We start from the raw sequence: 18,495 nt of genomic DNA on the forward strand, positions 1-18,495 counted from the left end.
ATGAAAAATTTAAATAAAGTCACTATCGCATTTTTACTTGCAGGATTCATAGCAAGTACCGGGTGCAACAAGTTGGATATAAATATAGATCCCAATAACCCATTGGTTGAAAAAGCAAATGCGGAATCACTGATCCCTTCGGGGGTAGTTTCAACAGCAGGAAGAGTTGGTGGGGATTTGTCGATTGTTGGTGGACTATGGGCTCAGTATTGGACACAAAACAACTCTTCAAGTCAATACATCTCGGTTGATACTTATGATGTCCCTAATTCATCGGCTTTTGTCAATGGGCCATATCAGGAGCTTTATTCGGGAGCACTGGCAGATTACCAGCTGGCAATTGAGAAAGCTGTTGCTGCAAAAGATTGGCGCTATAATCTCATGGCTACCGTTATGCGCGCCTATACCTATCAAGTTCTTGTAGATTTGTTTGATAAAGTTCCCTATACGGAAGCCTTAAAAGTAGGCACATTTTTGCAACCCAAGTTTGATGATGGGTATACCATTTACAAATCATTGATTCAAGAGATCGATGCAGCCCTGGCCAAGGATTTCATGAATACACCGCATCTCGCTACCGATACCAGGATCGATCTGGTTTTTGGCGACAATGGGAATGCTTCCTTTGAAGATCAAATGGAAAACTGGGAAAGATTTGCTAATACCTTAAAGCTCAAAATGTACTTACGAATGGCGTATGTAAAGCCGGCAGAGGCTGAGGCCGGTATCACCGCAATGTATGATGGAGATACGGAGTTTTTAAACATCAATGCAGGCGTGTCCGCGTATCAGAATGTCCCTAATAAAAGCAATCCTTTGTTTGAATACAATTTCAGAAGACTGAACACAACAGATAACCTGAAAGCGAGTGTAACACTGGTAAGCTGGCTGGAGCAAAACGCTGATCCCCGTGCCCAGGTTTATTTTGGAGCAGATAGTCCTGTTCCTGCAATTAATCAAGGTGATTTTTGGAATCAAAGTAACCATCCCGAATATTTTGATGCTGTAGTTCCAGTTATTGCGCCTACAGCCCCGGTTTGGTTCATCACCAAGGCAGAGTCTTGTTTTATGCAGGCAGAGTTTTTGGAGCGCTATTACGGAGGTGATAACGCAGAATCAAAGTACAACGATGGGGTAACAGCTGCATTCACAAACCTTGGTTTAGCTAGTCCGACAGATTTGTTGGCCGGTCCATATAAATATCCTAAAAATGCCAATCTCGAGACAAAAATAGAGAAGATAATTGTTCAGAAGTGGGCCTCACTATTTGGTTCCCACGCTTTAGAAGCTTTTTTTGAACAAAACAGAACAGGATATCCAAAAATTAGTCCAGTGTATTCAACAGAGCCGGGCTATCAGCCAGGTACTTTAGTGTATGCATCCAGGGGTGTTACCGGTGAAGGAAATTTCCCCAGAAGGTTAGTTTATCCAGACTATGAAAAAAGTAGAAATACCAATACACCGGCTGAAGTGCCGATTTACACCAAAGTTTGGTGGGGAAAATAATTTTTTAAACAAAAGAAATTCAAATGAAAACTAAGCATAATAAAATATTGACGTTAATGTTAACGCTTACGGCAGTGGTCTTTTATACCGGTTGTAAAAAGGATGTAGATTATGGAGGAACTAAAATGGAAAAAATGTCTGGTGACTGGCATGTATCTGTCGACAATTCTACAAGGCGTTATACCTTGTATAGTTTCAATACTGCAGACAATAGTGCAACGCAGTTTTGGATTCAAAGTACATCCCTCAGAGCCGGAACAAAGAACATAGCAATTAAAGGAAAGATCAATGTAGACCTTGCGAGTCAGACTTTCTCTGCATCAAATGTTACTAATCTTGGAACTGGAGCTGTTTACACCAGTTTCAGTGTGTCAAATGGCCGGATCATCACCAACGGTACTGTTGGTCCGGGATCTGGTACACCAACTGATTCAATCGTATTTGATCTGAACATTGATGGGGCTACGTTCAAAGTAACAGGAAGACATAAAACAGGATTTGTGGAGGATAGACCGTAATAAATTAAGTGGGTATCCAATAAGGCCATGTCGTCATCCTGAATTTATTTCAGGACCTCGCACGAGAAAGAAAGCCTTGTAAGAGAAGGAAAACTTTGCACGAGAAAGAAAGCCTCGCAAGAGAAGGAAAGCCTTGTAAGAGAAGGAAAGCCTTGCTAGTGCGAGGTCCTGAAATAAATTCAGGATGACGATGAGTATAATCAATGAGTATAATCAAATAGCAGTTAAACCTTTGTGGATACCCCTCTTTATTTTGAATCAATCCTCTTGGTTGTTGATTTCAATCAACAGATTAAAATATAGATTCATTTTTATTATATTTAATCGTTGTTTCTGTTGAATAAAAACTGCTCGGTATGAAACATATCTTTTTTCTCCCGGCTTTCCTTTTACTTTTGTCATGCAATAATGGCAACTCATCAAAGCAAAAGGAATCAGCTGTAAATACAGCACGGGTAGCTGTGTGCTATAGCCCTGCTACCAATGATAAAGATTGGTATAGTTCCGGTCGTAAGGCACCTATGTTAAAGGGACTTCAAGGAATTAACTTTAAGATTTCAACCACAGACCAGCAAGTACAAGATTATTTTAATCAAGGTATGATGCTGGCCTACGGATTTAACCATGCCGAAGCCGCAAGATCGCTCTATGAAGCCACAAGGTTAGATTCGGCATGTGCTATGGCTTACTGGGGATTTGCTTATGTGTTGGGCCCTAATTACAACGGGGGAATGGAAAAAGATAACTTCCAACGTGCATATGATGCAACTCTTAAGGCGCAGCAACTCGCCCATAACTGTACACCAAAGGAAAAAGCGTTGATAACAGCTTTGGCTACCCGATATGCTGTGCAACCACCTCCCGATCGTAAACCATTGGATATTGCTTATGCTGCAGCTATGAAAAAAGTGTACCACCAATATCCTTCTGACCCGGACATTGGAGCACTTTATGCGGAATCATTAATGAATTTGCATCCTTGGGATTTGTATCAAAAGAAGACAAAAACACCACAACCATGGACGCCGGAACTTGTGGCCGTATTGGAGCATCTCATCAGTATTAATTCACGCCATCCGGGTGCACATCATTTTTATATCCATGCGATGGAGACTTCCCTCAATCCTGAAAAAGCTATGGCAAGCGCCCGTCTGTTAGATACATTGGTTCCTGGTTCGGGTCATCTTGTGCATATGCCTTCCCATATTTACATCAATACAGGCGATTATCATTTGGGTTCTTTGTCAAATATCAATGCGGTTAAAACAGATAGCATTTATAGTACAGCTTGCCATGCGCAGGGTGTGTATCCGCTTGCCTATTATCCGCATAACTATCACTTTCTGGCTGCCACGGCTACACTGGAAGGAAATTCTTCATTGGCATGGCAGGCTGCTTTGCAAGTGCAGAAACATACTGCCAAAGACATTATGCGACTGCCCGATTGGGGTACTTTGCAGCATTATTATACCATTCCTTACTATGTGGCGGTAAAACTATCCATGTGGGATACCATACTTTCCCTGTCGCCTCCACCCAAGGATTTGGTATATCCTAAGGCCATCTGGCATTATGCAAAAGGCATGGCCTATCTGGGCAAAAAGGAGGTAGCCAATGCACAAAAAGAAATGAAGGCACTCTCGGCCCTTGTTGTTGATACTACACTGCAAGATTTAACTATATGGAATATCAATACAACCGCAGACTTGGTACAGATTGCTTCGAAAGTATTACAGGCAGGAATCGCTGTAAAACAAAAACAAACAGATCAGGCGATTACTTTACTCAAAGAGGCCATCGTTCTTGAAGATAAGCTCAATTACAACGAACCTCCCGATTGGTTTTTCTCCGTTAGGCATCATCTTGGAGCAGTATTGCTAAATGCAGGTAAATACAACGAAGCTGAAGAAATATACCTTCAGGATTTACAAACCTGGAAAAAGAACGGCTGGGCACTTGCAGGATTATACAAATCCCAGCTTAAGCAAAACAAAATCAACCAGGCAGAAAAAACCAAAAAGGTTTTGGATAAAGCTTGGCAATATGCAGATTTTTCACTTACTTCTTCCTCGGAAATAATGGAATGAAAAAGCTTGTTGCCGCCAACAATAACCTGCTATGCAGCCCATTATTTTGTTATTTTAAAGATGAACTATGTTATTTTATTACTTGCTGGCAGTCCTGGTTTTTTGGGTGGCTTTAGCCATTCTCCTTTTAATGAATGCGAAGAAGATTCGCTTTTTAAGGGATCAGCCCTTAGCTAAGGTTTCACCTACTGTTGCTGTAGTGATTGCTGTTCGTAATGAGGAAGATAATCTGGCAGAAGCACTTAAAAGCGTCTGTAGTTTAGATTATCCGAATTACCGGGTGATGGTGGTAAACGACCGTTCTACTGACCAAACGCAAACTATTTTGGAAAGCTTTACTGGGCAATACCCACATTTATCTGTTAGCGTAGTGAGCGAGTTGCCACCTGGCTGGCTCGGCAAAAATCATGCTTTACAACAGGGCTACCTTTGCACCGATTCAGAATGGCTTTTGTTTACTGATGCGGATATCGTTTTTGACAAAGCCGTCCTCAGTAGGTCAATGCATTACGTTACTGAACATTCGCTTGATCACCTCACTATTTTCCCTGAGGTCAAATCACGCTCGCTGTTCCTAAGGAGCATCCTGCAAACTTTTTTTATTATGCTGGAACTTAGACAGAAACCCTGGGATGCCAGAAATCCAAATTCAGATGCTCATATGGGTATTGGAGCTTTTAACTTGGTGAAGCGCAGTTCTTACCAACATGCTGGGACTCATTCCCGAATCAGGCTGAGACCTGATGATGACCTGCAACTGGGCAGGCTGATCAAGAGTTCGGGATTTAGTCAGGATGTGCTTTATGGAGAAGACCAAATCGGATTGGAGTGGTATACAAGTGTAGGTGAATTTATTGATGGGCTGATGAAAAATATGTTTTCCGTATTTGACTATAATCCGTTCAAAGCCCTGGGTACTGCAATCAGTACATTTCTTGTATTTACTTTGCCGTTGCCAGCGGCATTGCTGTCGGGAAACCGTTGGTGCATTTTGTTCGGACTGGCTATTTTGGTATTGCAATGGTTGGTGATGTGGTTTAAACCGACACGTAAACAATGGTGGGATTTTTTGACGATTGCTTTCGCAGGAGCGGTAATGACCTATATTGTCCTTAAGTCTACCTATAAAACATTGTCCCAAAATGGAATTGTCTGGAGAGATAGTTTTTACTCACTTAAAGAGCTTAAAAAAAGGAGTGACTGATAGTTGAAGTAATTTATCATTAAATAGTAATACTAGACTTTATTCCTTCATTTCTGTAAAGAGATACTGAATAGTAATGTAGGTTTTGCAAACTATAATGCTATTTTTGATAGCCATTGTCGTTTACAATTCTTCATGCAAAAATTTAACTTCAGCATTCTTAATGATCACTTTTCAAAAAATAAAGCTTTCTGGGCTGAGTTGATAGGTAGTCCATTAAAGTTTTCTTTAGAAAGTAGAATATTTCATTCTATAAGCATTAGTTTGATCGTTTTGGCTTGTATATATGTGCCTTATAATATATATGCACATCTGTATGTTGCGGCGGTGTCTACTTTTCTAATTGGCTTGTTCTTTTTGCAGCAATATTATTATTCCAGATTTTATGGAAAAGCACATAATAGTGCATTATTCGGTTTAGTAGGGGTTTTACTTTTAGGCGTTAATTACTTTTCTAATTCAGGAATCAATGGATCTACCGACCTGATATGGCCCGCTTATCTGTTATTGGTATTTGCAATTTCTCCGTATCAGCAGCACATCAAATGGTTAATTGTCTATTTATTGTGCTTCCTGGTGCTTCATATCATAGAGTATTATTACCCTTCTTTGGTGAAATATCCTTTTACCGCGGGTAAAGGGCAGTTTATCGACCGCATTACGGCATTTCCTATACCGGTAGTCACAATTTACATTGTCATAAAATTCATGAGGCGGAGTTATGATAAAGAAAGAAAAGCTACCGAAGAAAAGACAATAGCAATCCAAACACTGATGTCCATTATTTCTCACGATATGAGAACTCCCCTGATGAATGTACAAAGCTACCTGGAGTTGTTAAATACAAGTGATTTGGAGCCCAAAGACCGATTAGTATTAGAAAAGGCATTGCTAAAATCTACTAACAATACCATGGAAATGCTTTCCAGTTTGTTGCATTGGTCTAAATCGCAAATGGAGGGGCCAAATGTAAATCTAGTGGTTGTAAACTTGTTCTCAATATTACAGGGTACAATAGAGATGGAAAGAATACATGCCTTGAAAAAAGACATATCCCTAAATTACCATATTCCACAGGAACTTGAAGTGATTGCCGATGTTAATATGCTTCAGTTGGTAGTACGTAATCTGATTAGCAACGCGGTGAAATTTACTCCGTATGGAGGGCAGATTACTATTGAGGCTGAGGTGATATCTGATGAATGCAAAATAACTGTTAGCGATAATGGAAAAGGAATTCCGTTGGATAAACAGGAAAAGATTTTTTCTATTAACTCAGAACCTGAATATGGTACCGACAACGAAAGGGGAGTTGGCCTAGGCTTGGTATTGTGCAAAGAGTTTATAGAACGCCAAGGCGGAAGGATAAGGCTTGAAAGTAATCCAGGACTTGGTTCTCGCTTTTCGATTTTTATAAAATTGAAGCCCTAAACATTAGTATCTTAAAATTATCCCTCAAGGTAGAATATGCCATTAGTGAGTTATTGGAAATTATTTTTAGCGCCTTTCGTTAAAATTCTTAACCGTTTTAATCAGTGGGGCATTGTAGTCAGTTGAGCCTGGTATTGGCATTAAAACCAACCATCTCAAAATTATTAGGAAGTAAATAGATGATAATATAGTTTAAGTAGATGATAATTTGAATGGTATTCTGATACCAGACAAATTGTATTTTTATCCCTCTAGACAAATCAAATGAAAAAGATATTTATAGCAACAGCTTTAATGGCAGTTGTTTACTTAAATGCAGATGCACAAAGCATCGGAACAATTAAACTGCAAAACACTATTCCAGTTTCTGCAACCGACACAAAGGCTACAATTATAGCCAAGGCTGCTCATGTTGTGCCAACATCGAACCAGCTTAGTGCTTTAAAAAATGAATTTATTGCCTTTATACACTTTGGGCCAAATACTTTTACCCGCATGGAATGGGGTAGTGGTAAAGAGGATCCTAAGGTTTTCGATTTAAAGGAACTTCATACCGATCAGTGGTGCCAATCTATGAAAGCGGCAGGTATGAAAATGGTGATCATAACTGTAAAGCATCATGATGGATTTGTACTTTGGCAAAGCCGTTACACCACACATGGCATCATGTCTACAGGTTTCGAAAACGGAAAAGGCGACATTTTAAAAGAGCTATCAGCATCCTGCAAAAAGTATGGTTTAAAGCTGGGTATCTATTTGTCACCTGCCGACCTTTTCCAGATTGAAAGCCCTACAGGTTTATATGGCAACTTAAGCAAGGCAACCAAGCGCAGTATTCCACGTCAGGTTTCTGGCAGACCCTTTGCCAATAAAACGAAATTCGAATTTGAAGTAGATGATTATAACGAGTATTTCCTTAACCAACTGTTTGAAGTTTTAACGGAATATGGTCAGGTTGATGAGGTTTGGTTTGATGGTGCAACTCCTAAAACAAAAGGTGGTCAGCAATACAACTATGCCTCCTGGAAAAAGTTGATCCACACTTTAGCGCCTAAGGCTGTTATTTTTGGTAAAGAAGACATTCGTTGGTGCGGTAATGAGGCCGGTGCAACCCGAAATACTGAATGGAATGTTATTCCTTATATACAGAATCCCAATACGGCAAACAACTTTGCGGATTTAACCGAAGCATCATTGGGAAGCAGAGAGGATTTGTACAAAGGAAAATATTTGCATTACCAACAAGCAGAAACCAATACTTCAATTAGAGAAGGATGGTTTTACCGTGATGATGATAAACAAAAGGTACGTAGTACTGATGATGTTTTTGATATTTACGAAAGAGCTGTCGGCGGCAATTCTACATTTTTGCTTAATATTCCACCAAATCGCGAGGGTAAATTCTCTCCGGAGGATGTAAAGGTATTAACCGAAGTTGGTAAACGCATCAACGAAACTTACGGCAAAAATCTATTTACAGGTGCAAAAGGGCCAGCACAAGTATTGGACAAAAGCTTAAACACCTATTTGTTATTGGCTAAGCCTGAAAAAAGCATAGAAATTACTACCGGCAAACCGGTTACCATTAACAGAATTGTTTTGCAAGAAGCAATCACATCTCATGGTGAACGAGTAGAGCAGCATACTCTTGAGGCTTGGATTGATGGAAAATGGCAAGAAATTGCTTCGGCAACAAACATCGGTTATAAACGTATATTACGTTTTCCTGAGGTTACAGCCTCAAAATTCAGGTTAAAAGTACTTTCATCAAGAGCAGCACCTGCCATTGCAACAATTGAAGCGCATTATTACCATACAAAGCCATCTCAATTACAGTTTGACAGAGATGTTAATGGTTTATTAACCATATCGCCAAAAACCCATGAATTTGGATGGAACCCGCATGGTCAGAATGCCACAGAAAATTTAGGCAAAGGGGTCGAAATTTACTATACCACCGATGGTACTGAGCCTACTGCGGCATCAAAAAAATATACGGGGCCTGTTTCAATAGCTAAAGGCGAAATTAAGGCTATTGCTATCGCTCATAAAGATAAAGGAAGTATTGCCACTGAAACATTTGGTTTGATAAAGAAAGATTGGAAGCTATTAACGGTAAGTAGTGAAACTGATAAAAATAAAGGTGCAATGGCTTTTGATGCTAAAAAACAGACTTACTGGCTTTCAGAAGCTAATGATTCTAAACTTCAAATTGCTATAGATTTGGGTGCCGCGCACAATTTAAGCGCATTTGTTTATACGCCGCCAAAGAGCTTTTTAGATGGTATGATGGAAAAGGGGATAATCCAGATTAGTAACGATGGTAAGAATTGGGAGACTGTAGAAAGCTTTGAGTTTGGTAACTTAATAAATGATCCTACCGCCAGAACCCACTATTTTAAAAAGGCAGTAACAGCAAGGTATGTGCAGGTGCAGGCAACAACCATTGCCGGTAACAAAAAAGCATTGGCTATCGCTGAGTTGGATTTTCTGGAGAGATAATAAAATAGGTGGCTCAATTTTTAGCATAAGCATCTGAAATACCACATTTTATTATCGAAAAAAACTTGATTATAAAAAACGAGGGAATTTTATATATTTGTTATGCAATCGATTGTTTCGTTGTTTAATAACCAAAATAAAAGTATGACGATCTGTAAACGAGTTATGTGCTGCGTAGCATTTTTTATATGCTGCGCAACTAATACATGGGCGCAAAGCGCCAACCCTTATATCCTCAACGTAGGAAATAAACCTTATTTATTGCGAAGTTACCTCATGTTTGAAGGGAAGAAACGCACTCATGTGATCTCTGTAGGAACTCCAGAGAAGCTAAATTATAGTTATGATTTGAAGCAGGGTGCATTATTGCAGTTATGGCACGGACAGTTTATTGATGTGACTGAAATGTGGCACGATAGAGGAGAGCCGCAACTAGCCAAACCTCTGGGTACTGTGTTATCTCTTTCTGCGGCTCCAGCTATAGCAGCATTGGCTAATCAGAATGCAGCATGGCCTGATTCTATAGCTTTTGATGACCTTCAAAACAAGGGGTATGTATTGGATAAAAGCAAAATGCCTACATTCTTATACTCATCAAATGGCGCTGATATAAGTGATAAAATTGCAGTGCAAAGCGGGGGTGGAGGGATAGACCGTACCATCAGTATCAGTAATAGCAAAGGACTTCTTTATTGTAGGATTGCTGCCGCTACAACTATCGAAGCACTAAAAAACAATACTTATAGCATTGGAAATAAAGCGTATTCTGTAAAAGTTCCAGCTGAAGCAAAGGCTTTTATCAGGAAAACAAAAAATGGTCAGGAACTAATTGCTCCACTGGCCAACGGAACTGAGTCATTAACATATTCGCTAATCTGGTAATCGTAGAATGAAAAATTTAAAATACTTATTATCTCTCTTATTACTGGGTGCGGGCATGGCCAAAACGAATGCGCAAACAGAAAATACAATATTTCCAATTGTAACTATCCCTATTCCAAAAGAAGTAGCCCTTGAAGTTGGGGGAATGACCTTTTTACCCAATGACGAATTAGCTGTTGCTACCCGCCGCGGAGAGGTCTGGATCATCACAAATCCGTATATGAAAGACGGGCAACAACCTAAATACCGCCTATTTGCGCATGGTATGCATGAAATATTGGGATTGAGCTATATTAAAGGAGATCTCTACCTGACTCAGCGTGCTGAGCTTACGCGTCTTCGCGATTTGGACGGTGATGGTGAAGCCGACGAATACAGAACAATGTATTCCTGGCCATTATCTGGTAATTATCATGAGTATGCCTATGGCCCTATGCTTGATAAGGATGGTAATATGGTGGTTACCCTAAATTTAGGCTGGATAGGTTTTGGAGAAAGTATGTCCAAATGGCATGGCTGGATGCTTAAATTCACTCCTGATTTTAAAATGAAACCTTTTGCTACGGGCTTCCGCTCACCTGCGGCTTTCGCTCTGAACAATAGTGGAGATATATTTTATGCAGAAAACCAAGGCGACTGGGTGGGTTCAGGTAGCATCACACATGTTGAAGAGGGTGATTTTGTAGGTAATCCTGCAGGATTGATTTGGGCTGATCAGCCAGACTCTCCCGTAAAGCTTCGCAAAAAGGATATTCCAGATACAGGTGAACCTAAATATGATGTGGCTAAAAGAGTACCAGGACTAAAAACTCCTTCTGTATGGATTCCACATTCTATCATGGGTAATTCAACTTCCGGCATTCTTAGCTATTCGGATAATGGAAATATGGGGCCTTTTAAAGGGCAATTGTTTGTAGGCGATCAGGCTCAGAGTAAAATCAGCAGGGTATTCCTGGAAAAAGTTAAAGGAGTTTATCAAGGGATGGTATTTCCTTTTCGTGAAGGATTTTCTTCGGGTATATTGAGGATGAACTGGGGTTCTGATGGCAGTATGCTGGTTGGTATGACTTCAAGAGGATGGTCATCAACTGGAAAAGAAGAATATGGTTTGCAACGTTTAACCTGGTCTGGTGTTATGCCTTTTGAGGTGCAGACGGTAAAGGCGCAACCTGATGGTTTTGAATTGGAATTTACCATGCCGGTAGATGAAAAAACTGCCCGTAATGCGGGTTCTTATAAATTGTCGACTTTTACTTATAAGTACCACCACATTTACGGAAGCCCGGTGATAAACCAATCGCCACGTAGTATTAAAGCAATCGTAATCTCTCCAGATCATAAACGTGTACGCTTAGTGCTTGATAGTTTAAAAGAAGGATATATTCATGAGATCAAAACTGAAGGAATACGCTCAGAAAACGGCAATACTCCTTTACTTCACAATTATGGATATTATACTTTAAACAAAATTCCTGACGGGGAAAAAATAGTGGCTACGGATGAAAACAAACCTACTGGAGCCATGGAGGCAGATCATGCAATGCAAGGCATGGATCATCATAATATGAAGAATATGGCTTCGACCGGTGAAAAAGTTACCGGTAGCACTGATGCGGGAAAACATGTTACCAAACAACCGGAAAGCTGGAAGAATGGGGTGGTTAAAACCATTTTATTGGGAACCAAACCGGGATTGAAATTTAACATTACAAATTTAACTTTAAAGGCTGGTACTAAAGTGAAACTGACTTTTGCCAACACAGATGATATGCTACACAATTTTGTGCTTACAACTCCAGGGTCGGGCAATGTTGTTGGAGAAATGGTAATGAAGATGGGACTTGATGGTGAGAAGTATGATTTTGTTCCGAATAGTGTTAAGGTTATCGCACATACCTCATTACTGCAACCTGGAAAATCAGATACTATTTATTTTACAGTACCAAAAACACCTGGAATATATCCTTTTATCTGTACTTACCCAGGCCATTATATGGTAATGAAAGGGCAGATTAAAGTAGTGAAATAAAATTAAAGTAGTGAAATAAGATTAAAGTAGTCAAATAAAAGGTGTTGAAGTAAATTACCAATGACAGATTGTTTTTTAAACACTCTTCTAATGCGTTCGTCATGCTGAATTTATTTCAGCATCTCTCAAGAGAAAGAAAGCCTTGCTAGTGCGAGATGCTGAAATAAATTCAGCATGACGAAAGCATCAAAACAAGAAGTAAAAACAAGAAGTAAAAACCATAAGAGGGTGTATCATTTTTATGATACACCCTCTTATGGTTTTATCGCATTTTTTATAATTCTACACTTCACTATTCTGTCTCTCATTTCCTGTTCACTTTAATACACACTGTCCATAATGAAACAGTTGAGTTTTAATGTGTTTTTGTAACTATCTTATTTGTAGTTATTTGCGTTTGGCATTTGCATTGAAATATACGGTTCAAAGAAATATAATTATGGATCGTGAAATTTCACTCAAACAACAAGCCAGGCGAAGAACCAAAATATACCTCATTGTGTTTACCACTTTATTAGTTGCCGCTTTTGGATTTATTCAATTTAAAAGCATGGTTGAACCATCTGTAAAGCGGAGCACATTTACCACATCAATTGCAGAAATAGGCGTGATTGAAGCAACTGTACCTGCTTCAGGAATTATTACACCAGAGTATGAAGTTACGATAAGCGCTCCGGTAAGTGCCAAAATTGAGCAGGTGCTATTTAATGCTGGGGAAAAGGTATTTGCCGGTCAATCTATTTTACAACTGAACAAAGAAGCTTCCTTACTGGCCTTTGAAAAACTAAATGAGGAACAGCATGTTAATCGCAATAAAATAAACCAATTGTCTTTGGGACTTCAGAAAAGCCTTGATGAATTAAAAACCCAGTATTCAATTAAGCAGATGAAAATCAGTAGTCTGGAAACTGCTTTGGATCATGAACAATCGCTATTAGCTATTGGCGGAAGTACAGATGAAAATGTAAAACAAGCCCGTCTTACCTTAAATGTGGCACAATTGGAGTTAACACAAATCAAAAATCAGATTGACAACCAGAAGGCCACGATGCAGGCTGATTTGAAGAGTTTGGGTTATGAAATCAACATCCGTGAAAAGGATATTAAAGGCGTTAGTGATAAACTGAAAAACACCGCCATTTCTTCGCCTCGCAATGGTGTGATCACTTGGGTTAACAATAAGATTGGTGCAGAAATTAATGAAGGTGAAGAGTTGGTACGCATTGCAGATTTAAGCAGTTATAAGGTGGAAGCAACTATTTCTGATACCTATGCCGATGAAGTAAAAGCAGGTAGAACAGCTTTGGTACGCATCAATAAAACCGACCTGAGGGGAAACATCAGTAATGTACAACCTGCTGTTGAGAATGGCACTGTAAAGTTCTCTATCAGCTTAAGCAACAAAAGTTCAAAGCTACTTAGATCTAATTTAAAGGTGGATGTATTTGTAATTACTTCTTATAAAGAAAATACGGTAAGGGTAAAGAATGGCGCTGCCTTTAACGGCTCTGAAGAACAGAAAGTATTTGTACTGGAAGGCGAAAACGCGGTATCTCGTAAGGTGAAAGTAGGGGAAAGCAACTCGGATTATGTAGAGATTCTATCGGGCGTTAAAGCAGGCGAACGGGTCATCATCTCAGAGATGCAGGATTTTATCCACCTCAGCAAAGTTAAGATCAAATAATCCACATTAAATAAAAATACAGCCATGTTCAAGTTAATATTACTTGCCGGAATATTTATGCCTATAGTTGTAAAGAGTCAAAGCCTTAGTGATACTGTGAAACTAAATTTACAGGATGTCATTGAGATCGCTAAAACACATTCAACTGCAGCAGTACAAGCAGCTACCATTCGTGAAAATCAGTATTGGCAATATAAAACCTTTAAATCGAACTATAGTCCACAGTTAAGTCTGGATGGAACATTACCTCAGTTTAGTAAAACCAATATACCGGTTATACAGCCTGATGGAACAGTGGAGTTTAAGCCTGTAACTAATGATAATTCACAAGTGAATTTAGGCTTAACACAAAACATTGGGTTAACTGGTGGCCAATTGTTTCTTGGATCTAATGTATTGCGGTTTTCAGATTTCGATCGTAAACAGACCCGATACAACGGAAACCCTCTAATTATCGGGTTGAATCAGCCTTTGTTTGCATTCAATTCATTGTCATGGGATAAGAAAATAGAGCCATTGCGTTACGAGGAATCGCAAAAAAAGTATAGAGAAGACCTTGAAGTTGTGGGGCGTGATGCATCGGAACTATTCTTTAGCCTACTTATTGCTCAAATCAACAAAGATATAGCTGCTAAAAACCTGTCTAATAATGAAACAATCTATAAGATAGGCGAGGGTAAAGCTGCTTTGGGCAGGCTCTCTAAAGATGAGTTGCTGCGGTTGAAGCTGGGTGTTTTAAATGCACGAAAAGCTGTTTCACAGGCAAATGTTGATGCCGAAACATCAGACCTTCAGTTAAAATCTTTTATTGGGTTTTCAGCCACAAACCAAATTCAACTTATCCTACCCGAGAATTTACTCACTTTTGAGGTTGATGCAGCTGTTGCAGTTCAGCAGGCTAAAAATAACAGACAAAAAGCAATAGAGTTTAAAAGGGCATTACTTGAGGCCGATAAAGATGTAGCAAAAGCAAAGGGCGAGAACGGTTTAAAAGTTAACCTCTTCGGTACTTTTGGATTGACAAATGTTGCAAACCAACTACCGGGAATTTATAGGAATGCAAAGGATCAGCAGGAAATAAGTTTAGGTTTTCAAATCCCCATTCTGGATTGGGGGCGTTCGGCTTCAAGAATTAAAACGGCACAGTCGAACCGAAAGCTCGTAGAGGCTAACATTAAACAAGCACAAATAAATTTTGAACAGGAAATTTATACCACCCTGAGGCAGTTGGTTATGATAAAAGAGCAAATGCAAACTAATGCAGAGGCCGATATAACAGCAAATGAACGGTTTGAAATTGCGAAAAAAAGGTATTTCCTTAATGACTTAAGCATCACCGATTTGAATATCGCACTGCAGGAAAAAGATCAGGCTCGCCGTGATTATATTTTCTCCTTAAAAAGCTTTTGGAATGCTTACTTCAGCCTGCGCGTACTAACGCTATATGATTTTGCTACGAATAAAAACATCTAATTCATTTAAATTAAACAAATAGAAATATGAGAAATTTAATCCTAACTTTTACACCACCCTTAAACTAAATAGAGATGATACAGTTATTGAACATAGAAAAAATTTATCGAACCGATACCATTGAAACCACTGCCCTTAATAATGTTAATATCAATATTAACAAAGGCGAATTTGTGTCTATTATGGGGCCTTCTGGTTGTGGTAAAAGTACCTTGCTGAATATCATGGGACTATTGGACGCGCCAACTGGAGGTTCGATTACCATGGACAATCAATCTGTTACTTCTTTTAGTCGTAAGCGGTTGGCTGCATTCAGAAATCTTAAGCTTGGATTTATTTTTCAAAGTTACCATCTAATCAATGACCTTTCGGTTATAGACAATGTAGAGCTTCCTTTGTTGTATCGGAGCGGTATTTCTGGTGCTGAAAGACGCAAGAGGGCTTTGGAGGCATTAGGGAAAGTAGGACTAAGTGCCCGTACCAAGCACTATCCAAACCAGCTTTCAGGTGGACAGCGCCAACGTGTAGCTATTGCACGTGCCATTATTGGGAATCCTGAAATCCTCCTTGCAGATGAGCCTACCGGAAACCTGGATAGTGCAATGGGAGATGAGGTAATGAACTTAATGCTCCACCTCAATAAAACTGATGGAACTACTATAGTTATGGTTACTCACGATGAGCAAATGGCTAAAAAAACACAGCGTGTCATTCATTTCTTTGACGGGCAACAAGTCAGTTAACCATCCTTAACCTAGAAATCATGTTAAAAAATTATATAAAACTCACTTTTAAAGTAATGCTTCGTAAGAAGTATTATACGGCACTCACTTTGGTAGGCATAAGCCTTACCATTATGATTGTTACGATATTCGCATCTTTTATAGATCAGATTATCAGTGCAAATCCACCGGAAGTTAATAGAGATAAAACTTTAATAGTGGATAAAGTATCTGTATTTAAAAATGGTGAACAAACAGACGCAACGCCAAGTCTCACTTTCCTCCAGAAAAATATTAAGGATCTGGAAAGTGCTGAAACAATCTCTTATTTTTCTACCAAGGAGTTTATTTCTTTGCTCAATGGAAAAGCTGCCGGACACGCTCTTAAATTTACTGATGAAAATTTCTGGAAAATAACAGATTTTAAATTCCTGGAGGGAAAAGCTTTTGACCTCAATGAGGTGAAAAAAGGTGCTCGGGTTGCGGTTATCAACGAAAAAACTAAAGCCTATTTTTTTAATGAAAACGAGGCTCTGGGTAAAACGATCAATATATATGGTTCATCCTTTAAAGTAATTGGGGTGGTAAAATCTGCTACGCCTTTTAGCAAGGTTTATTCGGATGTTTATGTTCCCTATACTACAGACACCAATATTCAACTCACAGACAAGGAGATTGAAGGAACTTATAGTGCCATGCTTTTGGCAAAGACGAATGATCTGAAAAGAGTGCGTGCTGAGTTGAAAACCCGTATGAGAGGAAAGAACCTGGTTTCTGGGGCCGACTCTGTAAAAGTGCATGCTTTTACTGCCTTAGAGCAATTCGCTAAAAGTAGTTCCAGGAACGACGATGAGCCAGAGTATGGAAAAACAGCAATAGTTGTTCTCGTAGTTCTGACCCTGTTCATGCTGATTCCAGCAATTAGTTTGGTTAACATAAATATTACCCGGATAGGTGAGCGGGCAGAGGAAATTGGGGTACGCAAATCATTTGGCGCAACTTCAGGAACCCTGGTTACACAGTTGGTTATCGAAAATATCATCATCACCTTAATCGGCGGATTGATTGGGCTTGGCTTATCTGTGTATGCCTCAGAATTACTGGTTCATCTGATCAATACCTTCGATCCCTTGTTTAAGATGCCGACCGACAGTTTTATCATCAGCTGGCAGGTATTTTCATTCTGTCTTTTTAGCTGTTTGTTACTCGGACTGATCTCGGGAGTTTATCCGGCTTGGAAAATGTCACGCATGAACGTGATTTACGCTTTGAAAGGAGGAAACAACATATGATTTTGCACCTGTTTAAAATGATTATGAACCGGAAGAAAGAGAACTTTTTCTTGTTGTTTCAGCTGTTTGTTAGTTTTATTGCCTTGTTTCTTTTTATTGGGTTGAATTTGAAGAAGGTAAGTAACTATTTCAAACCTTTAGGCTATCACTATGAAGATGCCTGGTTGGTAAAGCTTGATTTCCAAAACCTATCAGAAGAAAAGAAACTGGAGTATGCCGGGTTGATTAAAGAAAAACTGCAGTCTATTAAAGAAGTAGAATTGATAAGTTCAACTCAGGTGGTTCCCTTTCTTCAATGGGGTAGGGAGGAAAAGATCACTTATAATAAGCAAGTTAGTAAGGCTTTAGCTTTTGAAGTAGATGAGCATTACAACGATGTATTGAACATTAAACTGCTTGAAGGACGATGGTTTGCCCCAAAAGATTACGCTTTAAATAACATCCCTGTAGTAATCACTAAAGATTTGGCTGAAAGAGATTTTAATAATGAAAACCCAATAGGGAAAACCATTTTGATAGCTAATAAGCCTGCGCTAATTGTAGGTATTTCGGAAACAGTAAGAGAAAACACAGGTGCTAACCTTAGCCCCGGCTTTTTCATTCCAATTAGCGGTGCGGCTAATACCTATCTTATTAAATCAAAAAACACAGATGATTTGTTGTTATTAGAAGAGAAAATTAGAAAAGCCATCATGTCGGTAAACGCTCCTGAAATCCAGATAAAGCAAAATTTATCCTTAACACTTATTCAAAAGTTTGCCCAGAAGATGGATTATATTCAATTAAGTATAGCCTTAGTTGTGTTTGCATTTTTATTTATAAACGTATTTCTGGGGATTTCCGGAGTATTTAGCTACAAGCTATCTAAACGTAAGGCCGAAGTTGGCTTACGGGTAATTATGGGTGCAAGTCCATTTGATATATTGAAGCAATTTCTTGGGGAATCCATGGTTCTTACTACCTTAGGTATTTTACCGGGTGTGCTGATTGCTACTCAATTGTTAATTATGCAATATTTAGATCCCTACGTGAACGGATATTACGGGGTATTAAGTATTGTTTTATCAGCCTTGTTTTTATACCTTTTGATGTTGAGCTGTGCCTTTTACCCAAGTTTAAAGGCGGCCAGACTTAGTCCGGTAAATGCCTTACATGAAGAATAAAT

13 protein-coding genes are annotated in these 18,495 nt (G+C 39.1%); all 13 read left to right on the forward strand.

Annotated elements, in window-relative coordinates:
* Positions 1-1,506, forward strand: a complete 1,506-nt coding sequence (locus HQN83_RS12220) for a SusD/RagB family nutrient-binding outer membrane lipoprotein (RefSeq protein ID WP_173090634.1) — start codon at positions 1-3, stop codon at positions 1,504-1,506.
* Positions 1,507-1,529: 23 nt separating this feature from the next.
* Positions 1,530-2,024: a lipid-binding protein gene (locus HQN83_RS12225; protein WP_173090635.1), complete on the forward strand. Its 495-nt coding sequence runs from the start codon at positions 1,530-1,532 to the stop codon at positions 2,022-2,024.
* 356 nt (positions 2,025-2,380) lie between these two features.
* Positions 2,381-4,111 carry a tetratricopeptide repeat protein gene (locus tag HQN83_RS12230; protein ID WP_173090636.1) on the forward strand — a complete coding sequence of 577 codons (1,731 nt, stop codon included), beginning with the start codon at positions 2,381-2,383 and terminating at the stop codon, positions 4,109-4,111.
* A gap of 67 nt (positions 4,112-4,178) precedes the next feature.
* Entirely contained in the window at positions 4,179-5,315 is a 1,137-nt protein-coding gene (locus HQN83_RS12235) for a glycosyltransferase (protein WP_173090637.1), read from the forward strand.
* A gap of 135 nt (positions 5,316-5,450) precedes the next feature.
* On the forward strand, positions 5,451-6,746 hold the full coding sequence (locus HQN83_RS12240) for a sensor histidine kinase (protein ID WP_173090638.1): 1,296 nt from the start codon (positions 5,451-5,453) through the stop codon (positions 6,744-6,746).
* Positions 6,747-7,010: 264 nt separating this feature from the next.
* Positions 7,011-9,248 (forward strand): alpha-L-fucosidase, encoded by a 2,238-nt coding sequence (locus HQN83_RS12245; protein WP_173090639.1) that lies wholly within the window; start codon positions 7,011-7,013, stop codon positions 9,246-9,248.
* Between the two features lie 261 nt (positions 9,249-9,509).
* Positions 9,510-10,130, forward strand: a complete 621-nt coding sequence (locus tag HQN83_RS12250; RefSeq protein ID WP_173090640.1) for a hypothetical protein — start codon at positions 9,510-9,512, stop codon at positions 10,128-10,130.
* 7 nt (positions 10,131-10,137) lie between these two features.
* Positions 10,138-12,159, forward strand: coding sequence for a plastocyanin/azurin family copper-binding protein (locus HQN83_RS12255; protein WP_173090641.1), 2,022 nt, complete (start codon positions 10,138-10,140; stop codon positions 12,157-12,159).
* Positions 12,160-12,598: 439 nt separating this feature from the next.
* Complete coding sequence (locus HQN83_RS12260; protein ID WP_173090642.1) at positions 12,599-13,843, forward strand: efflux RND transporter periplasmic adaptor subunit; 1,245 nt, start codon at positions 12,599-12,601, stop codon at positions 13,841-13,843.
* A gap of 24 nt (positions 13,844-13,867) precedes the next feature.
* Complete coding sequence (locus tag HQN83_RS12265) at positions 13,868-15,316, forward strand: TolC family protein (protein ID WP_217277381.1); 1,449 nt, start codon at positions 13,868-13,870, stop codon at positions 15,314-15,316.
* 74 nt (positions 15,317-15,390) lie between these two features.
* Complete coding sequence (locus HQN83_RS12270; RefSeq protein WP_173090643.1) at positions 15,391-16,059, forward strand: ABC transporter ATP-binding protein; 669 nt, start codon at positions 15,391-15,393, stop codon at positions 16,057-16,059.
* A gap of 20 nt (positions 16,060-16,079) precedes the next feature.
* Entirely contained in the window at positions 16,080-17,330 is a 1,251-nt protein-coding gene (locus HQN83_RS12275) for an ABC transporter permease (protein ID WP_173090644.1), read from the forward strand.
* A gap of 23 nt (positions 17,331-17,353) precedes the next feature.
* On the forward strand, positions 17,354-18,493 hold the full coding sequence (locus tag HQN83_RS12280; RefSeq protein ID WP_173090645.1) for an ABC transporter permease: 1,140 nt from the start codon (positions 17,354-17,356) through the stop codon (positions 18,491-18,493).
* Positions 18,494-18,495: the final 2 nt, after the last annotated feature.

It is taken from the genome of Pedobacter foliorum (assembly GCF_013266735.1).
Classification (GTDB): domain Bacteria; phylum Bacteroidota; class Bacteroidia; order Sphingobacteriales; family Sphingobacteriaceae; genus Pedobacter; species Pedobacter foliorum.

What these genes read in the sequence shown, in the direction of transcription:
- HQN83_RS12245 (WP_173090639.1), top strand. Translation starts at nt 7,011, where the DNA reads ATGAAAAAGATATTTATAGCAACAGCTTTAATGGCAGTTGTTTACTTA.
- HQN83_RS12260 (WP_173090642.1), top strand. Translation starts at nt 12,599, where the DNA reads ATGGATCGTGAAATTTCACTCAAACAACAAGCCAGGCGAAGAACCAAA.
- HQN83_RS12235 (WP_173090637.1), top strand. Translation starts at nt 4,179, where the DNA reads ATGTTATTTTATTACTTGCTGGCAGTCCTGGTTTTTTGGGTGGCTTTA.
- HQN83_RS12275 (WP_173090644.1), top strand. Translation starts at nt 16,080, where the DNA reads ATGTTAAAAAATTATATAAAACTCACTTTTAAAGTAATGCTTCGTAAG.
- HQN83_RS12220 (WP_173090634.1), top strand. Translation starts at nt 1, where the DNA reads ATGAAAAATTTAAATAAAGTCACTATCGCATTTTTACTTGCAGGATTC.
- HQN83_RS12230 (WP_173090636.1), top strand. Translation starts at nt 2,381, where the DNA reads ATGAAACATATCTTTTTTCTCCCGGCTTTCCTTTTACTTTTGTCATGC.
- HQN83_RS12270 (WP_173090643.1), top strand. Translation starts at nt 15,391, where the DNA reads ATGATACAGTTATTGAACATAGAAAAAATTTATCGAACCGATACCATT.
- HQN83_RS12240 (WP_173090638.1), top strand. Translation starts at nt 5,451, where the DNA reads ATGCAAAAATTTAACTTCAGCATTCTTAATGATCACTTTTCAAAAAAT.
- HQN83_RS12265 (WP_217277381.1), top strand. Translation starts at nt 13,868, where the DNA reads ATGTTCAAGTTAATATTACTTGCCGGAATATTTATGCCTATAGTTGTA.
- HQN83_RS12255 (WP_173090641.1), top strand. Translation starts at nt 10,138, where the DNA reads ATGAAAAATTTAAAATACTTATTATCTCTCTTATTACTGGGTGCGGGC.
- HQN83_RS12280 (WP_173090645.1), top strand. Translation starts at nt 17,354, where the DNA reads ATGAACCGGAAGAAAGAGAACTTTTTCTTGTTGTTTCAGCTGTTTGTT.
- HQN83_RS12225 (WP_173090635.1), top strand. Translation starts at nt 1,530, where the DNA reads ATGAAAACTAAGCATAATAAAATATTGACGTTAATGTTAACGCTTACG.